The organism is Variovorax nivicola, assembly GCF_051216475.1.
GTDB lineage: Bacteria > Pseudomonadota > Gammaproteobacteria > Burkholderiales > Burkholderiaceae_C > Variovorax.
Genome location: NZ_JBPJZK010000001.1, coordinates 1,437,042 through 1,452,499 on the forward strand (window position 1 = coordinate 1,437,042; position 15,458 = coordinate 1,452,499).

At 65.0% G+C, this 15,458-nt stretch carries 19 protein-coding genes and 1 tRNA gene; 2 read left to right on the forward strand and 18 right to left on the reverse strand.

Annotated elements, in window-relative coordinates; genetic code table 11:
• Positions 1-103: 103 nt before the first annotated feature.
• Together ACSFBF_RS06825 and ACSFBF_RS06830 are read left to right on the forward strand one after the other, a co-directional pair.
• Positions 104-706 (forward strand): peptidoglycan recognition protein family protein, encoded by a 603-nt coding sequence (locus tag ACSFBF_RS06825; protein WP_435465555.1) that lies wholly within the window; start codon positions 104-106, stop codon positions 704-706.
• Positions 697-1,077 carry a hypothetical protein gene (locus ACSFBF_RS06830; protein ID WP_435465556.1) on the forward strand — a complete coding sequence of 127 codons (381 nt, stop codon included), beginning with the start codon at positions 697-699 and terminating at the stop codon, positions 1,075-1,077. The genes ACSFBF_RS06825 and ACSFBF_RS06830 overlap by 10 nt, the downstream gene beginning before the upstream one ends.
• A gap of 55 nt (positions 1,078-1,132) precedes the next feature.
• Here ACSFBF_RS06830 and ACSFBF_RS06835 read toward each other — a convergent pair.
• The 18 genes from ACSFBF_RS06835 to ACSFBF_RS06920 all read right to left on the reverse strand — a co-directional run bounded on the left by ACSFBF_RS06835 (position 1,133) and on the right by ACSFBF_RS06920 (position 15,422).
• Positions 1,133-1,211 (reverse strand) — tRNA-Val (locus tag ACSFBF_RS06835).
• A gap of 74 nt (positions 1,212-1,285) precedes the next feature.
• Positions 1,286-1,702 carry a 3TM-type holin gene (locus tag ACSFBF_RS06840; protein ID WP_435465557.1) on the reverse strand — a complete coding sequence of 139 codons (417 nt, stop codon included), beginning with the start codon at positions 1,700-1,702 and terminating at the stop codon, positions 1,286-1,288.
• Positions 1,703-1,704: 2 nt separating this feature from the next.
• On the reverse strand, positions 1,705-2,217 hold the full coding sequence (locus ACSFBF_RS06845; RefSeq protein WP_435465558.1) for a hypothetical protein: 513 nt from the start codon (positions 2,215-2,217) through the stop codon (positions 1,705-1,707).
• On the reverse strand, positions 2,214-2,471 hold the full coding sequence (locus tag ACSFBF_RS06850; protein ID WP_435465559.1) for a hypothetical protein: 258 nt from the start codon (positions 2,469-2,471) through the stop codon (positions 2,214-2,216). Before ACSFBF_RS06850 ends, ACSFBF_RS06845 begins: the two co-directional genes overlap by 4 nt.
• Positions 2,472-2,503: 32 nt before the next feature.
• Positions 2,504-2,836 carry a hypothetical protein gene (locus ACSFBF_RS06855; RefSeq protein WP_435465560.1) on the reverse strand — a complete coding sequence of 111 codons (333 nt, stop codon included), beginning with the start codon at positions 2,834-2,836 and terminating at the stop codon, positions 2,504-2,506.
• 9 nt (positions 2,837-2,845) lie between these two features.
• Positions 2,846-3,610, reverse strand: a complete 765-nt coding sequence (locus ACSFBF_RS06860; RefSeq protein ID WP_435465561.1) for a phage tail protein — start codon at positions 3,608-3,610, stop codon at positions 2,846-2,848.
• 121 nt (positions 3,611-3,731) lie between these two features.
• The gene (locus ACSFBF_RS06865; protein ID WP_435465562.1) at positions 3,732-6,008 is read right to left on the reverse strand and encodes a hypothetical protein; all 2,277 of its coding nucleotides are present in this window, start codon (positions 6,006-6,008) and stop codon (positions 3,732-3,734) included.
• Between the two features lies 1 nt (position 6,009).
• Complete coding sequence (locus tag ACSFBF_RS06870) at positions 6,010-7,677, reverse strand: hypothetical protein (RefSeq protein ID WP_435465563.1); 1,668 nt, start codon at positions 7,675-7,677, stop codon at positions 6,010-6,012.
• A 9-nt stretch (positions 7,678-7,686) separates the two neighbouring features.
• The gene (locus tag ACSFBF_RS06875; protein ID WP_435465564.1) at positions 7,687-8,466 is read right to left on the reverse strand and encodes a hypothetical protein; all 780 of its coding nucleotides are present in this window, start codon (positions 8,464-8,466) and stop codon (positions 7,687-7,689) included.
• Positions 8,448-8,966 carry a hypothetical protein gene (locus ACSFBF_RS06880; protein ID WP_435465565.1) on the reverse strand — a complete coding sequence of 173 codons (519 nt, stop codon included), beginning with the start codon at positions 8,964-8,966 and terminating at the stop codon, positions 8,448-8,450. The genes ACSFBF_RS06875 and ACSFBF_RS06880 overlap by 19 nt, the downstream gene beginning before the upstream one ends.
• The gene (locus ACSFBF_RS06885; RefSeq protein ID WP_435465566.1) at positions 8,963-9,664 is read right to left on the reverse strand and encodes a hypothetical protein; all 702 of its coding nucleotides are present in this window, start codon (positions 9,662-9,664) and stop codon (positions 8,963-8,965) included. The genes ACSFBF_RS06880 and ACSFBF_RS06885 overlap by 4 nt, the downstream gene beginning before the upstream one ends.
• 1 nt (position 9,665) lies before the next feature.
• Entirely contained in the window at positions 9,666-10,091 is a 426-nt protein-coding gene (locus ACSFBF_RS06890; RefSeq protein ID WP_435465567.1) for a hypothetical protein, read from the reverse strand.
• The gene (locus ACSFBF_RS06895; RefSeq protein ID WP_435465568.1) at positions 10,088-10,996 is read right to left on the reverse strand and encodes a hypothetical protein; all 909 of its coding nucleotides are present in this window, start codon (positions 10,994-10,996) and stop codon (positions 10,088-10,090) included. The genes ACSFBF_RS06890 and ACSFBF_RS06895 overlap by 4 nt, the downstream gene beginning before the upstream one ends.
• Positions 10,993-12,450 carry a hypothetical protein gene (locus ACSFBF_RS06900; RefSeq protein WP_435465569.1) on the reverse strand — a complete coding sequence of 486 codons (1,458 nt, stop codon included), beginning with the start codon at positions 12,448-12,450 and terminating at the stop codon, positions 10,993-10,995. The genes ACSFBF_RS06895 and ACSFBF_RS06900 overlap by 4 nt, the downstream gene beginning before the upstream one ends.
• Complete coding sequence (locus ACSFBF_RS06905; protein WP_435465570.1) at positions 12,447-13,052, reverse strand: phage adaptor protein; 606 nt, start codon at positions 13,050-13,052, stop codon at positions 12,447-12,449. The genes ACSFBF_RS06900 and ACSFBF_RS06905 overlap by 4 nt, the downstream gene beginning before the upstream one ends.
• 1 nt (position 13,053) lies before the next feature.
• A complete protein-coding gene (locus ACSFBF_RS06910) occupies positions 13,054-13,380 on the reverse strand; it encodes a hypothetical protein (protein ID WP_435465571.1) in 327 nt (108 codons plus the stop codon).
• A 68-nt stretch (positions 13,381-13,448) separates the two neighbouring features.
• Entirely contained in the window at positions 13,449-14,420 is a 972-nt protein-coding gene (locus tag ACSFBF_RS06915) for an SU10 major capsid protein (protein WP_435465572.1), read from the reverse strand.
• 36 nt (positions 14,421-14,456) lie between these two features.
• The gene (locus ACSFBF_RS06920) at positions 14,457-15,422 is read right to left on the reverse strand and encodes a hypothetical protein (RefSeq protein WP_435465573.1); all 966 of its coding nucleotides are present in this window, start codon (positions 15,420-15,422) and stop codon (positions 14,457-14,459) included.
• Between the last annotated feature and the right edge of the window lie 36 nt (positions 15,423-15,458).

Here is a 15,458-nt window from a genome sequence, read left to right on the forward strand (position 1 = left end):
AGACAAATCACGTTACGACTGCGGCTTGGGAATCGCCAGCGGATGTGCTGTACTTCAACGCGCTGCCAAGACCCGGCAGGTGTTGCTTTCTTGAGGGAGAGAAATGTCCACCATCGATGCAAACGGGATGCTGATCGATCCCAAGGTGATCCTCAGACGGTCATCGGGAATCGAACATGGCGCCCTGCCCAGCGTGCTCGCCATCGTCGTCCACCAGACCGACTCGGCCACCGCCGAATCCAGCCTCAACGGCTACCAAGTGGGCGGCAACGGCGCTCACTTCCTGATCGACAAGAACGGCCAGATCTACCAGACCGCCAGCGTCTTCGCACGCTGCTACCACGTCGGCAAGCTGATCAAGTCGAAATGCCTGACCATCAACAAGAGCAGCTGCGACACAGCCGCGATGGCCAAGATGCTGGCGATGTCGTGGACCAACCAGATCAACGCCATCGATGCGCATGAGCGCGCGAAGCCGTACCCAGACCGGTATCCGGTGAACAGCGATTCGATCGGCATCGAGCTGGTCGGCCAGCACATCGACGACAAGAGCTATGACGCAGTGACCGCGGCACAGAACAGCTCGCTTCAGTGGCTGATCGAAGAGCTGTACGCGCAGTTCAACCTCAAGGCGAGCGACGTCTACAGGCACCCGACGGTCTCGTACAAGAACCCCGGCGAAGCGAGTTCGGCGATATGGAAGTGAGAATCCGCGTCCTGTGCCTCGCGGTCGGCGCCATGCTGGTCGCATCCTGCGCGACCCGCGACGCTGCGTTCGCGAACGTCTACGTCGCCGATTTCCATTCCGATGCACCGGCCACCTGTCGCAGTTCCGACGTGCCCCGGAACCACGGACAGGCGCGCGAATTCTTCTCGAAGGCTCGCGAGGTCGACTACAAGACCCTGCATGACCACTACGAACTGGCGCCCTGCTATGCCGAGGGCACGCTGACCCGCCAGGGCAAGTCCTGCGACTGGCAGATCCGGGCGGGGGCAACAGGCTCGGTGCAATGCGGGGAGCAGAAGCTGTACTTCGCGTGCGACACCTGCGGTGACCTGTTCGGGACCGCAAAATAGACGAGCCAAGACGCACAACAAAAAAGCGACCTGGAGATCCAGGTCGCTTTTGATTTGGTGGGCGGTGGAGGTTTCGAACCTCCGACCCCAGCAGTGTGAATGCCAACACGCGTCACGCCGTAGGCTTGACTCCCAATGAAAGCGGCGATCTGGCCCGTCAGAAAACGGTACCCGCGAGCCGCTTTTTGCACAGGAATTGCACAGGGCGCTATGCCGCGCCCTTCACCTTCTCGACAGTGCGAAGTCCACCCAGGCCCAGCATGCCGAGCAGCAACGGCCACAGTTCGGACGTCTCAATCACCGGCAAGTCGACTGGATGCCCGAGGGCCTGGCCCACCATGAACAGCAACGGGCCGCCGATGAACTTGAAACCCACCGCGAAGCCGCAGATCCAGCCGACGAAGGGACGCCATCCGGCCACGAACAGGCGTGTGCTGCCGGCCTCAATCTTGTTCGTCTCTGACTGAGCGGTGGCGATCGACACGTCCGCGTTGATCTGCGCGAGCTCGCCCTGTTGAGCGAGGCGGAGCAGTTCCAGTTTCGCTGCGTCAGCCGCACCCTTGTCAGGCAAGATCTTGTCCAGCAGCTGGGAAAAAACGGGGATGAGGGAAAGAAGTGCGCCCATGGTCAAACTCCTAGCGCTGCTCGCGCCTCGTTGTAGTAGCCCTGCCAAGTTTCGGGGTGCGGCTTGCCGGGCCGCCATGTCACGTCGGCATACAACTTCCACGCTGCAGCGCTGTCGCCGATCTCGGGTAGCGCGCCGGGCGCCCACCAGAGGTTCAGCCGCGCGAAGGCGCAGGCCAGCAGATCGTCCTGCTCGAGCGCTGCCCAGATCGTTGGGCGATCCCACGGCACGCCGCGCTCGTCGCAGACGCGCCGCGCATGCCCGCATGTCGCCGGGTGGTTCATCACGCCCTTGACGGCGCCGCCCTGCTCGAATTGCCAGAAGCCGCGGGCCGGCCCCCTTCCGCCTCCATTGAGCACCTGCGCGCGATCCTTGAATTTCGATTCCTGCCGGCCGATAGTGAGCAGCAGCAGGCGTGCCCGCGGCGAGTCCATGGCCAGAGGCAACATGGCCAGTCCAGGATTGACGATTTTGGCGATCACATCAGCCAATTGCATTGGTCGGTCGAAGTTCATCGCATTGCCTTTCTGTCCGATTCGAGGTTTTCAATCCGAAACTTCAAGATCGCGATCTCGCCGGCCAGCGTCATCGCTTGGCTGTTGCCGGCGTTGACCGTGATCTTCAAATCCTTGATCTGGTCCTTCATGTCCTTCAGCGTCTCGCCCTGGCTGCCGATCTGGTGGTAGAGGCCGAAGCCACCAGCGACGATGGCGAAAGCCACGCCGAGCAGCCACGTCAGGGGTAGCTTCAGATCGATCACGCGCGACATGCGTGCGAGTTCCCCGGGTTGGGTTTCTTGAGTCACGCCGCGCCCTCCCGATCCTTCAACTCCGCGATCAGCATCTGCGCGGCTTCCAGATGGTTTTTCAGCGTCGCCCGCATGATCTCGATGTCGGTGAACTCGACGGGCGCAGACGTGACCAGAGGCTCGACAGGCGGCAATGGGCGCACCTGCCACGCGTCCTTCGCGGGCACATAGAACGGCAAATGCGTCCTGCTGTCCCAGCCGCCCGGCGGGGGCGTCTTGGTAGCCCACGCTGGCACGATGACGGTGCCGGGCTCCAGTTGACAGAAGTCCACCGGACTGTTGCCGGTGTAGCCCATGGTGGTGGGGTCGTAGTGGAAGACGTACATGGTGAGACCTCAAAATTTGATGTACATGGGCCACGCGAGATTTCGCGGATGCCCCTCGGTGCCCTGCGACTGGATCGACACCCCGGTGGATGCCGCTTGGATCCCGGTGGTGCGGGTCGTTGTAGAGAACGTGTGCGCGTGATTGCCAGACGGGCTGGTGCCTGTGCTCGACGGCGCATACACGGTGGTTGCGCCCACGCCCGCACCGGCGCCGGACGGATTCCACCCGGAGTAGATGTGCGCGTGGTCTCCCGAGTCGCTCGTTGAGCCCGTGTGAAAGTGCCCGGGGTCGCCGTGGTTGTGCGTCGGATCGCTTACACCATGCGCATGTGGCGAGTTGTCCTGGTCCTGAAAAGTGCCGATGCCGCGGCCGGTATCAATTCCGCGCGACTCGTCGAGGCCGCGAATGAACATCGCGCGGGTGTCAGGGAGGCGGAATGTCGTGGAGCCATCCCCCACCGAGAACCGGCCCTGGTTCGACGCTGTCCACGTCGCCTCGCTCACCAGTCCTTGTGCAGACGCATAGGCGAACAGCGCTGCATAGGTGGTGCGCGAGACAAGCGCGCCGTTCAGCTTGATCCAGCCCGGTGCGGAGGTGCCGCCGACAAAAGGCGCCACCATGCCCACGGGCAACCCAGCGCCGTCGCGCAATTGGGCGATGAAGCTCAGCGCGTAGCGGATCGCGTCGTCGAGCGTGGATGGCAGGTCAGCGCCGTCCGGCCCGTTCAGCGTCGGGTTGGTGTTGCATGCGGCGAGCGTGGTAGTGATGGCCATGGTGTGGTCCCTCTAGAATGCGAAAACCCGCCGAAGCGGGTTCTGGAGTGCTGACTTGAAATTCGATCCGATCGTGCTGGGATGGCTTGCCGGCCTCTGTGTGCTGGCGCTGATCCGATACCTACGGGGCCGAAAGTAGGCCTCCGGCCACTGCTGCACCAGGCAGCAAGAAAGGCGCACCCGGGCCGGCGGCCGCCGGAGGAGTGCGCAGAAGTCCTGGCGTCACGTTCTGCGCAGCACGCTGGCTGATCGAAATATTCAGATTGCGCAGCGGGTCGACGATGGCCGCCTGCCCGAAGGGAATGCGCCCCGCCACCCCGTTCAGCATGTCCATGCCGCGGCCCAAAATCAGCGCGCCGCTGTTGCTGTTGTTCACCGCTGAGCCCACCGGCTGCGACTGCATCAGGCTCGCCACGCGACCCACCGAACGCAGTTGCGCGACTTCCTCTGGCGAGAAGAACAGGCGTAGCTTCTCGTCGCCGATCTTGTTCAGCGTGGCGTTGAGCCGCGACTGCGAAATCTTGCCCACCTCGTCGGCCGCACCGCTCAGCGACTGGCGCTTGATGTAGGTGGTCAGGGCGTCACGGATCGTTGCGCGGCCGGCATCGCCTACCTCGCGCGCCACCGTCGCAGCCTCATCGGGCGTGCCACCGATCACGAAGCGCTGCGCGATCCGCGTCGGGTCTGCGGTAGCACCATCCGACAACACGCTGCGCACCAGCGGCGAGGAGTCCTCGTACTGATAGGCCGCGCGCGTGGCAGCGCGTGCACGGTTCACAGCATCAATGGCCGCGCCTGGTTGCTCATCTGCCGAGCGCAGGGCGCCGGCGAGGCCAGCAGTCACTGGAGAGGCGCCAAGGTCGATGCCGCCCGGGTTGGTGATCGGACGCATCGGCGAGGCCTCCAGCGCGCGACGCGCGATGCCCGCGGCCGCCGCTTCGTTGCCGCCCTTGGCAAGCTCGCCGGCCAACATCGACTGCAGGTTGCGGTAGGCCTGCGGCGTGAAGGGCTGCTGCCCGGTCTGGAACGCCTCCATGTAGCGCGAGATCGTCGGGTTCATGAAGCCCATCATTCCCTCGTCGCCCAGCGCGCGGTTGATTGCGTTCAGGCCATCGGGGTAGATCGGCTGCGTGTAGCCTGGTGCATTGCGGGCCTCGGTCCACGCTGTGCGCTCAGCACCTCGCAGCGCATCCCGCGTGCCCTGAACTTGACCAGTGACCAGGCGGCCGGCCGTCACAGGATCGACCTCGCTGCGGCCGCCCAGGTCGTTGAGGCGCCCGATCAGCGTCTGGTTGTTCTGGTTTTGCATCAGCGGCAGGCCATGCAGCTCGCCGTCGGCACTGTTGGCCGCCATCTTGGCGAGGTTCTGCTCGCGCGTGATCTGCACCGGGTTCTGCGAGAGCATGCCGCGCGTCGGCGTCGCGCCCACCGCCCGAAACTCTGCCAGGCGCGCCACGGCGGCCGGATCGAGCTCACGGCCGGTGCGCAAGGCGTCGGCCAGTTCGGTGCGCAGCGACTGCTGCACATTCGCCGGCAACTGGCTGTAGTCAGTGCCCGCGCGCTGCAGCACCGTCGACAACTGCACGTCGAGCTGCTGCGGCGTCATCTTCGGCGCCAGCGCGCGGCGGCCAGCGTCGATTACTGGCTGTGCTGCACCAGGGGCGACGCCGCCCAGCACCGCGCCAATCAATGCCGCGCCGCCCTGCTGCCATGGGCCACCGCCAGCCTCGCGCGATGCGCCGCCGGCAAGGCCTGCACCAGTCGCGGCGGTGAGCTGCGAAGTGGGGTTTGCAGCCAGGCCGCGCAGCAGGTTCTCGCCGGCAGGCACTGCGGCACGTGCGGCGCTCTGCACACCCTGCACCACCGGTGCATCCGCCAGCCCGGCGACGAAGTTAGAAACAGGCGTTGCAAGCGCCCGCGCACCGGCATTCGCCGCGCCAGCCATGCCGCCAGCGCCAGCCACCAGCCGCGTGGCGTCACCGATCACACGCTCGTTCGCATTCTGCGGCGTTGGAAGGCCCAGGGCATCGGCGAGCTTGGATGCCTGCACGCCCAGCGGCGTGGACTTCGGCGGCGCGGGCTGGCCGGTCACCAGGTTGGACACCCCGCCGCGGTCGGGCAGCAACTTGTCGGTGAAGTAGCGGATGGGCTCGGTGACCACCTGCAGCGCCTGTGCGGGGCCCTCCAGCGCGTAGCGAGCGGACAGCCCGAGCTGGCGGCCCACATCGTTGACGGCACGGCCAGCCGAGAACGCGGCGGAGGCAGGCGCAGCAGCGGGCGCAGAGCCACTGGAGATCTGCCCCTGCAGTATTTGGAAGGCCTGCTCCTGCGTCGCACCCTCGGGCGCGCCTACCTCATAGGTCTTGCCGTCGGGCGCGGTGAATTCGTAGGTTGGCATTTCACTTCACCTTCACAGTCCAGCCTGACGGCAGAGTGCCCGGCGCCGAATTGCTCCGGCCATCGGGTACAGCGCCGCCGTTGATGGCCGCGTACTTGTTCTGTAGTGCGATCACCGTCTGCAGGGCCGCCTTGCGGGTAGACGGCGGCAGGGTTTCATCACCGACCTGGCCGGCCATGGTGTTGTAGTTCGCCACGTCGCGGTCGGATTGCGGCCCTTCCATGCGCGGGACGTTGGCAACGAGCCAGCCTCCGAGTGCCTTGAGCTGCGCGGCCTGCGAAGCGCCTTTGATGGGCTGCCCCACAAAGTTGCCGACGCGATCGACCAGCGCGCCCACGCCCGAGCCGGTGGGGCCTTCGTCGAGCAACCTGTTCGCAAGGCTGGCCGCCTCCTGCATCTGCGACATCTGGCGCCCCGTGGCGGCAGAAGCTGTTTCCCGGACCACGCCGGCCTTCGCGCGGTCGACCATGGCCACGCGGTTGGCCTCGTTTTCTGCCTGCTGCTGTGGCGAGAGTTCGGCGACATTGCCAGCGGTGACAACCGGCGCGCCAGGGGTGCCCATCGTGCCGCGACCTGCACCCGGAACAATGCCGGCACCGGGGCCGATCAGCGGCGCAGGCGCTGCGGGGCGCACCCCACCAGGAAGCCGCTGCAGCTCACGCTGGATACCTGCAACGTCCTGCTGCGCCCGCGCGGCCGCCGCCGCATCACCGCGCTGCTGCGCCGCTGCCGTTTCTTGTGTGGCGCGCTGCAGTTCGGTGTTCAGGATCTCGGCTTGGCCGCCAGCGGCCGCCGACGCGCTACCGCCTGCGTAGCCTGGCCCAGCGGCGCCCAGCGGCCGGCCCGGCAGCACCGGTGCTGGCGCGCGCGAGGAATTTAGCAAATCGGCGCGCGATGGAATGACCTTCTGCCCCTGCGCGTTGAAAACCGGCGTTCCCTCCTGCCAGTTAGCCGCGGCTTGGCCCTGTGCGTTCTGGTAGGCGCCGAAGGTGCCAACAGCGCCCTGCGGCGCCGACACGACCGGTTGACCGTCCGGGCCGATCTGCACCTGCGTGGCCTGGCCGTTGCTGGAGATGTTGAGTTGCGGCAGGTAACCCGGGCCCACGCGGTTCTTGTCGTAGGCATAGCCGTTGGTCACCTGCATGTCGGGCGTGCCGCGCTTGAACAGCATGTCGGCGATGCCCTTGCCGCCGTTGGAAAAGTAGTCGGCCACCAGCGCGTCGACGGGGATGTTGAACTGCTTCGACCATTCGGTGAACTTGCCCTGGCCGGGCGGCGGAGCGTCAGCTGGCGCGCCGGCGGCGGCCTTCAGCGCGGCGCCAGCGGATGCAGGAGCACCACCAGCTGCCACGGGCGAGCCGCCAGTGCTTGCGGGCGATGCGGCGCCAGCACCTGGTGCGCTGAAGCTGCCGCCCAGGTAGTAGGCGTCCTGTCGGGCCTGGCGCTCCAGTTGCGCGCGGCGCAGCGCGTCCTGGGAGGTGTTCTCGTCGATCTGCGACTGCTTCAGCTTGCGATTCAAGCCGGCGTCTTTCGCAGCCATCGCTTGGCCGACGCCAGCGGCAATGCGCTGGCCGAAATCCATCGGCGTGGTCGACGGGCCGCCGGCCGCGAGCAGACCGAGGCCTAGCTGCGCATCGTCGGTGGAGAGGAAATCAAGAAGTCCGGCCATGGCTGCTCCTTAGAAAGTGCCGCCAGGGCCGGCGCTCGCGGCACCACCAGGTGCGCCGGAGCTGGGGCCCTCGCCTTCGCCAGGGGCTCCAGCCCCCAGCAATCCGCCAGACGTCCACAGGCGCGACAGCGGATTGACGTTCGGGTCTGCATAGGGCTTCGAGCCCGTGGCACCGTAATAGCCGTTCGGATCGGCGCCGCCGTTCGCGAAGTAGGCCGACATGTCGCGATAGGCCTGCGTGCCCGGCTGCGGCGTGGGCATGCCGTACTTGAACGATCCGTAGCCACCGCCGCCCAGCATGGTTGTGCCATCCCACGAGGAATGATTCATGCCGCTCACCGCGCCGTTCTGCTGGATGAAGTCGCCCAGGCTCTGCTGCGCGGGCGCCGCCGCTGGCGCCGCCGTCGCATTGGCGACCGAGCGCTGCCCGAGCGCGCCATCGGCCAGAGCGTTCCAGTCCCATGCCTTCTGTTTGGCCGTGGGGTTGCTGGGATCGAACCCGATGGGCTGGCCCTGCAGCTGATTGAGCAGGCTGGGAATCAAGCCACGCATGTAGTCGCTCTGCGCATAGCTGTTGTCGTACGCCGCCTGCTGCTTCGGGCTGAAGGGCTGCGCGGTGTACTGGTTCTGCAAGTTCTGACCCTGCACGATGTTCGACAGCAGCCAGGGCTGCGCGGGTGCCCAGGGCTCTTTGCTCTGCGTTTGCGTGCCCGCGCCGCCGTTCTTGTCGCTGCTCATCGCGCTGCCCAACAGGCCCGCGCCGGCCCCGATCACTGCTCCCCAAGACATGGCGTCTCTCCTTCGGCCGTGGCCGCAATGTGTTTCTGGTCCCGCATGAAGGCGAGGTACTCGTCGACGTTTTGCGCGATGAAGTGCGCTTCGATCTTTTGCAGGTCGCGCTCGTCGGTGTTGTGCATGCAGGTCCACACCGCGTCTTCCAGCACGAAGGCCACGCGGCGCGCCCCAGGCGGTGCGACGATGTGGAAACCGGCCGACACCTCGCGCACGGTGCCGTCTTCCATGTAGAGAGCCATGCGGCCCTTGGACAGGATCGAAAGGTTTTCGAACTTGTGCACCTTGCTGGTGATCACCGCGCCGGCGGGCACGCGCATTTCGCGCGCATAGATGCCGGGCGCGAAGTGGTGCACTGTCTCCCACTCCAGCGTCGTGCGCGGCTGCGCGCGGATGGCCGTTTCGAGCGCATCAATCTTGGCGTGCCGATCCGGGCCGCCTAGCGCCAGATTGGGCGCACCCGGCACGCTGTAGAGCGAAACCGCGTTCATGCTCATGCCCACCAACTCGTATCGCTGCCGCTGGTGCTGGGTGTGCTGCTCGAGCTACCCGAGCCGCTGGTGCCGGTGTTGCGACTGTTCCACCACGAGTTACCGAGCTGCGCTCCGCCGAGCAGAGAGGCGAGCGGGTTGCTGGTGGTGCCCGCGGTGCTGGTCGTCGAGCCGAAGCCGTTGGCCAGGCCGTTCGCGGCGTTCTGGAACTGCTGCCAGTAGTTCAGCGGCGCGTTCTGCTGCGTCGTGCTGTTGGCAATGTCCTGTTGGTTGTAGCCGCCCAGCGTGCCCAACAGTCCAATGCCGGCCTGCAGGTTGCCCATGTTCTGCGAGTAAGCATCGTTGGACAAGTTGCGGCCGAACCCAAGGTTCCATTGCTGGTTGTTCGCGTCCTGCTGCTGCTGCCACTGATACATCTGCTGCTGCTGGGTGTAGTCATTGAAGCGCAACTTCGAGGCAGCATCTCCGATGCTCTGTTGCAACTGGCCCTGGGCGTTGCGGTTCAGCTCGTCGATGGCTGAGTTCCCGAAGCTCCCCGACTTGATCATCCCGGCGTTGTAGGCCGGCTGCGCAGTCAGGTTGAATTGCTTCGTCAGGTCGCCCGTCACCTGGCCGACGACGGCATCCAGATTCGGATTCGCCTGTCCGATATACGGGTTGGTGGCCGTGGTGCCCAGCCCGAGGTTGTAGGGGTCGTATGCCATGTCAGGCTCCTTTGGGGTCGGGGAGATTCAGCGCGGGCAACATCGCGAGGAGTTGCTCCAACGAGGGCTCTTTGATCGCACCTGCCATGAATTGCGAGAGCACCTCGTAGCACTTGGCATTCACGGCATCCATCCAGACAGCGAACGCCATGCCTTCGTCGTGGAACGGACCAGGGTAGCCGGCACGCAGCGCAGCGGTGTGGATGCTGTCGTAGCGCTTCGCATGCGCCGCCGCATTCAGATGCTCATCCACTCCCGCCTGCAAGAAAGCAATGCGCTGCTCGAGCGAAGGCTCTGGCGGCTCTTTGGGCACGCCGCCCGCGGCCACCCATGCCTCGAAGATCTTGTAATCGGGGTGCTCGGGATCGCGCGCGAAGCACACGCCGTCATCACACTTGATGTAGTTGGGGTAGATGGTGTAAGTCATGGCTCGCAAGAGGCTGTCCAGGCACCAATCCATGCGATGGTCCCGGTGGCGATGGGCGTGGCGAACCAGGTCAGGCCGTCCACGGTCGAGGTGCGCGCATCGAAGACATTGCAGTTCGTGCTGGCTGCCACCGTGTAGGTCAGCGCAACGGGTGTGGTCGCTTTCGTGACCTTGAATGGAATCCGGACCGCAGTTCCGTTGCCGGCGCTGTTGTAGGCCTGCAGTTCCCCGCTACCGGTTTCGTATCGGCGCTGGCATCGGATCAGCTCGGCGTCCGCCAGGCGCCGCTCGAATGTCGTGACCGTGGCACCTGGCTCAACCTGCACCCGAGAGAGTGTTCCGGTGTTGAACTCGATGGTCATGGCCGCATTGGCTGCGACACCGGCGGCCGTGATGCCGGAGGCGCCATAGGAGCCGCCTGCGATCTTCCCTTGTGCAGTGCCGAACCACGACATGCTGTAGGTGCCACCCTCGATGGCACCGGCGTCGATGATCTGCAGCAGCGAGCCCGCCGTGATCGTGATCACGATGTCGTTGCCGGAGGCCGCGAAGGTATATGTGCATCCGCTCGCACCAGCCTTCCAGCGGTCATGCCCATATGCACCAGCTGCCAGCACAACGGTGCCGGCCTTATTGCGCTGGTTCACGATGAACGTGCGGTTGTCGACTAGATTGCGGCCCCCGGCGGAGCCTGCTGAGCCCAAACCCAGATTTGCACGGGCACCCGCTGCGGTGGTAGCTCCAGTTCCACCATTCACGATGCCCAACACACCGTTGACGAAGTAGTCCGCGATGATCTGCAGCAGGTCGACCGCGGTGTTGACGACTTGCGCAACCAAGCGGGCCCATTCCATCACCGTGGGGCTTACCCCATTAAGGCGCGGCTCGGCGTCAAGCTTCCTCATCGCCCGCTCTCATCCAGAATTTTCGGACGGAAGGCTGTCTCACGATGATCGCCCGTCATGTCGACGCGCACCCGATGAAAGCGCCCGCTCTGCAGCAGGTCAAACTTCCCTTCGTTAATCGCGCAGCTTGGGCCAGTTGTGAGCGTTTCGCCTTCGTTCATCGCCCAGAACGCCGTCGCCTGGGCCGTTGCAGGCACGCGCGTGAAGCGCACGCGGAATTCGTCCAATGTGCTGACGCTCTCTTCGTCGCCCATGTCGCCGGTCGTGAAGCTGGAGGCGCCAGCCACTCCGGTGTTGGACACCAACTGGTTGGTGGAATCGAAGTAGGCATAGAGCCGACCACCTGCCAGCCAGTACTGCGAGTCAAACGGGATGGGCGGCAGGTTGTCGATGCTGGAGGAATAGACGTCCAAGCCGTCGATGGTCACGCCCGGCGCGGTGAAGTTCAGTGCTGCCTGCAGCACGCGGTCGGAACTGCCCCAACGCTTGTTTCCGATGTGAATTGCCAGCGTGCGATCGCATGCGCCGGTAGAGGTTGGGGATGGATAGGCAATCCAGACCAGATTGCGCTGCCGGTCGTAGGTGCACTTCGTGCGGTAGCGGAAGGTCTGACTGGAGTTGCGGCGGAACCAGTCGCGCAGCACACCCTCGCCCAGTGGCGTAGGCCGCGTGCCGTCGAATAGCCAGAAATCGTCTTCGCCGACGATGAAGTGCTGGCCACCGACGTCGCAGACCGCTTCCTGCCCGACGCAGCCGCATTCGCCGCCGGGAACCGCCGTCCACTGCCAGGCGCCATTGGCTGAGCCGACGAAAGAGCCGATGAACACGCCGCGGGACTTGTAGGCCACCACGTAGTCGCCCAACGGCAGCGCGGCCTGAATGGCGCCCTCTCGCGCCACGAGGCGGCCCGTGGTTGCGCCAGTGGCGACGCTGGGCACCCAATCGGCTTGGTTGCTCTGCGCGCAGCACCACCAGCGGTCCGGCGACACACCGAACGTGCCGTCATTCGTATTGAATGCGATCACGAAGTTGTTGGAGGCGCTCACGATGATCTTCGCCTTGGGCGCCGTGGGCACATCGGCGAAGGCGCCAGCGGTCGACTGCTGCATGGCGTCGACCAAGTTGGAAGCCATCGAGGTGTCGCCGAACTGACAAAAGCTCCAGCGCGATTCCGTAGAGCCCACATAGTTGCCGGCCTTGCTGCGGTCGGTCCACGTGGTGCTGGTGAGCTCGTACAGCTTCGTCTGCGTGCCGGCGAACAGGCGCCGCGTGCCGTCGAGCTTCGTGGCCACAACCGCACCGCGGCACTCGGCGGCCAGCGCGGCCGCCTGCACCGCGACGGGCGAAGGCGCGGCGAGAAACCCGGATTCGAACGGAATGATGTTCGAGCACTCCAGCAGTACGCCCGGAGCAGTCGGGTCGGCGTCGGGCATGAAGCCCACGATGGGAGTCATCGCCGGCGCATCCGAAGGTTCGAACCACTGACCGCAGCCGCCTCATCGACGCTCTGTAGCTCGTCGACGGCCTTGTCGAAGAGCGTGCCCCACTCGCCTGCCTTGCCCGAGTTCTTGATGAACATGGCGCCTTCAACCAGGGCGGCGTACAGGTAGACGCTCGGGGCCTCGTTGAGCAGCCACGTGGAGGCGGCATTCTGGAGATAGGGAGGCCGCTGGTAGTACCGCACCGTCAGCGCAAGGTTGGCGCTTGGAGTCTGGCCATACAGCAGGCGGCGCCCCTCGATGGAGTACTTCGAAGCATCACCGCACGGCGGCAAGTCTTCCAGCGCGTCGGGGGTCATGTACTCGATGCGCGGCTCGGCGGCGCTGCGGATGCGCTTGAAGGCGAGCCAGTCATCGGGCAGCGCAACCCAATTCTGTCCGGCCAAGATGGTCAGCGTGGTGGGCAACGACACCATGCCGCTGACGCGCAGCCGGCGGCCGATGCGCTCTTCGCCCAAGCGGATGAAGTCGGGAATCCGATCAGTCACCAGCGAGTCGCCGCGCACGAGCCATGCCTGCACACTGGTCTTCAGGTCGGTGTAGCTGCTGAAGGACATGTCAGCGCTTCAGGTACGGCGTGTAGCCGACGAAAGCCGGGTTCTGCTGGAAGAACTCTCGCACCGCCGCCTTGCGTGCCTCGGGGTCGCGGATCACGCAGATCTTGGCGTAGAAGGCGGCCGGGATATGTCCGACCAGCTTGCCCTCGCCCCAACGCTGGCCGTCCTGGGCATCGCGCAGCCGGCGGGCATGCTCAAGGTGCGGTTCGGCGTCGAAGGTCTTCTGTGTGATCAGAGAATCACCTTCGAAGTGGAGCTGCGTGCGGATGCCCGTGTTCGGGTTCACGCCCTCGTCGATGGTGACGTTCTCGGAGTAGCCGTTTGTCATGGTGTTCTCTCCAATGAAAAGGGCCCTCCGAAGAGGGCCCTTGATGGCGATGTGCTGACCAGATCGGCTTAGCCGCCCGAGAGGTCGGCAATCTTCCAGTGCACGTTTTCCGAGGTCACGCGCACCGTCGCATCGACGAGCACCTGCTCCTTGGTCGAGTCGCCGGACTTGCCGAGCGGTTCCGACTGGAAGGGGCGCAGATACACGGCATCGCCGTACTCGGGATTGAGCCCGTATACGTTGGTGCTGCCGGCCATGATGTAGTGCGGCACGATCTCGATGTCGCCGAAATCCGAGGTGTAGACATCGGCGCCGCCAATGATGCGAGCCTGCTTCTTTTCCTTGATTTCGACGCGGTTCAAGGCGATGCCGGTGAACGCGGAAAACACGCTCTTGTGGTTGGGCCCCATGTATGCCGCGGGCGGGATCTTGCCGCTCGAGGTATAGGCGGCCTGCACGGCGGCCTTGAGCAAGGCTTCCGTGAACGCACGAGGCGTGCCGGCCGTCGGTGCTGTGGTCGGTGCCCCCGACGTATGCGCGACGGTCGAGCCGCCCGCGCCATGCTGCGCATTGGTGTACAGCAGCACGCCCAGGCCACCCGACTTTGCAGCCGCCGCACCAGAACCAGCCACAGCAGGATTGGCCGAAAGCGTCATGGCCTCCATGTCGCGTTGCAGCTCCTTGTACGCCTTGGCCTTGTAGTAGGCTAGCGCGGACTTCATGCCGGCCTTCTTGACACGCTCGACGCGGCCCGAAACCGCGATGGTGTCCTGGAAGATCTGGCAGATGTTGCCCACGCGCACAGGCGGCGTCTTGTTGCTCGCGGTGGCGTCGTCGCCGTCGATTGCCGCGTTGTCCTTGTTCGGGGCGCGCAAGTTGTCACGTTGCCACTCGTGCAGCGTGTTTTCCGCAGCGGCCCGGCCGAAAGACGAGATGACCGGAGTTTCCTCGGGGTTGGTCATCGTGATCTTGTCGATCAGGTCTTCGCGGACGTTGGTGCCGGCGTCGTACCGGTCATAGAGATTGGTCGGTTGTGCCATTTCTGGCTCCTTTCAGGCCCTCGCGGGCTTAGAAAATCAGTTGTTCATCAGGAAGGCGGCCAAGTCCTTCACGCCAGCATTTCCGGAGCGGAATTTCTGGTTGAGGCGCTTGTTCGCCTGTTCTTTCTGCGGCACTTTCTGGCGCTGGGCGGGGAGGTTCGGCGCGGTCTTCACCTGCTTCTTCACCGCCGCGGCCTTTTCCTTCAGTTCGCGGTAGGCCAGCGCGTCGCGCATGATCAGCACGACCTTGGGGTCGGTCACGTTTGCGAAACGCGTCTCCTCGACGCCGTAGGCCTTGGCGACACCATCGAAGATGCCCTTCAGCTTCGGCTTGTCGATGCCCTGCTGGCCCAGAACGCCCCAGGCTTTCTGGAATTCCTGCTGCTGGGCGACCTGCTGCTGGTGCTGGGCCTGCTGCTGTTCCAGCGTCATGCCCTGCTCGATCTGCGCCAGCACGCCCTTGATGGCCTCGGTGCGTGCACGCTCCTGAACCCAAGCTGCCTGGTCGGTTTGCGCGAGCTGCGCCATTTCCGCGTCTGACTTCAGGCCCGCGAGCGTTCGGATGGCAGCATGTGCCTTCTGCGCCTCCTGCATGTAGTGGTTGCGGCCCTCTTCCAGGCGCCGGCTGACCAGTTCATGCGCTTCGCGTTCCCGATTGCCAAGCTCCTGCGTTTTGCGGGTGTAGTCCGCGTGGCGCTGGTAGCCGGCGATGAGTTCCTTCGCATCGACCTCTTGCTCGATGTCGGCGCCGTCTTCGCCCTTGACGGTGACTTTGAACTTCTGGCTTGTCTGCTTCTGGGCTGCGTCGGCCGCGGCGGGGTCGTCCTCATCGGAGTCCGCATCGGGGTCGTCGCTGTCAGGGCCAGCACCGTCGGCGTCATCGCCGCTCGGATTTTCTTCGCCGTCCGAGTTCTCCGGATCACCGGGCTCGTCGTCGTTTGGCAGCTCTCCCGCTTGGTCGGCCTCGGGGTTATCGACCAGGAACGCTGCAACGTCATCCATAGAAACCGGGGCCGTATCGGCTTGTCCGTTTGACAT

What these genes read in the sequence shown, in the direction of transcription:
- ACSFBF_RS06825 (WP_435465555.1), top strand. Translation starts at nt 104, where the DNA reads ATGTCCACCATCGATGCAAACGGGATGCTGATCGATCCCAAGGTGATC.
- ACSFBF_RS06830 (WP_435465556.1), top strand. Translation starts at nt 697, where the DNA reads ATGGAAGTGAGAATCCGCGTCCTGTGCCTCGCGGTCGGCGCCATGCTG.
- ACSFBF_RS06840 (WP_435465557.1), bottom strand. Translation starts at nt 1,702, where the DNA reads ATGGGCGCACTTCTTTCCCTCATCCCCGTTTTTTCCCAGCTGCTGGAC.
- ACSFBF_RS06845 (WP_435465558.1), bottom strand. Translation starts at nt 2,217, where the DNA reads ATGAACTTCGACCGACCAATGCAATTGGCTGATGTGATCGCCAAAATC.
- ACSFBF_RS06850 (WP_435465559.1), bottom strand. Translation starts at nt 2,471, where the DNA reads ATGTCGCGCGTGATCGATCTGAAGCTACCCCTGACGTGGCTGCTCGGC.
- ACSFBF_RS06855 (WP_435465560.1), bottom strand. Translation starts at nt 2,836, where the DNA reads ATGTACGTCTTCCACTACGACCCCACCACCATGGGCTACACCGGCAAC.
- ACSFBF_RS06860 (WP_435465561.1), bottom strand. Translation starts at nt 3,610, where the DNA reads ATGGCCATCACTACCACGCTCGCCGCATGCAACACCAACCCGACGCTG.
- ACSFBF_RS06865 (WP_435465562.1), bottom strand. Translation starts at nt 6,008, where the DNA reads ATGCCAACCTACGAATTCACCGCGCCCGACGGCAAGACCTATGAGGTA.
- ACSFBF_RS06870 (WP_435465563.1), bottom strand. Translation starts at nt 7,677, where the DNA reads ATGGCCGGACTTCTTGATTTCCTCTCCACCGACGATGCGCAGCTAGGC.
- ACSFBF_RS06875 (WP_435465564.1), bottom strand. Translation starts at nt 8,466, where the DNA reads ATGTCTTGGGGAGCAGTGATCGGGGCCGGCGCGGGCCTGTTGGGCAGC.
- ACSFBF_RS06880 (WP_435465565.1), bottom strand. Translation starts at nt 8,966, where the DNA reads ATGAGCATGAACGCGGTTTCGCTCTACAGCGTGCCGGGTGCGCCCAAT.
- ACSFBF_RS06885 (WP_435465566.1), bottom strand. Translation starts at nt 9,664, where the DNA reads ATGGCATACGACCCCTACAACCTCGGGCTGGGCACCACGGCCACCAAC.
- ACSFBF_RS06890 (WP_435465567.1), bottom strand. Translation starts at nt 10,091, where the DNA reads ATGACTTACACCATCTACCCCAACTACATCAAGTGTGATGACGGCGTG.
- ACSFBF_RS06895 (WP_435465568.1), bottom strand. Translation starts at nt 10,996, where the DNA reads ATGAGGAAGCTTGACGCCGAGCCGCGCCTTAATGGGGTAAGCCCCACG.
- ACSFBF_RS06900 (WP_435465569.1), bottom strand. Translation starts at nt 12,450, where the DNA reads ATGACTCCCATCGTGGGCTTCATGCCCGACGCCGACCCGACTGCTCCG.
- ACSFBF_RS06905 (WP_435465570.1), bottom strand. Translation starts at nt 13,052, where the DNA reads ATGTCCTTCAGCAGCTACACCGACCTGAAGACCAGTGTGCAGGCATGG.
- ACSFBF_RS06910 (WP_435465571.1), bottom strand. Translation starts at nt 13,380, where the DNA reads ATGACAAACGGCTACTCCGAGAACGTCACCATCGACGAGGGCGTGAAC.
- ACSFBF_RS06915 (WP_435465572.1), bottom strand. Translation starts at nt 14,420, where the DNA reads ATGGCACAACCGACCAATCTCTATGACCGGTACGACGCCGGCACCAAC.
- ACSFBF_RS06920 (WP_435465573.1), bottom strand. Translation starts at nt 15,422, where the DNA reads ATGGATGACGTTGCAGCGTTCCTGGTCGATAACCCCGAGGCCGACCAA.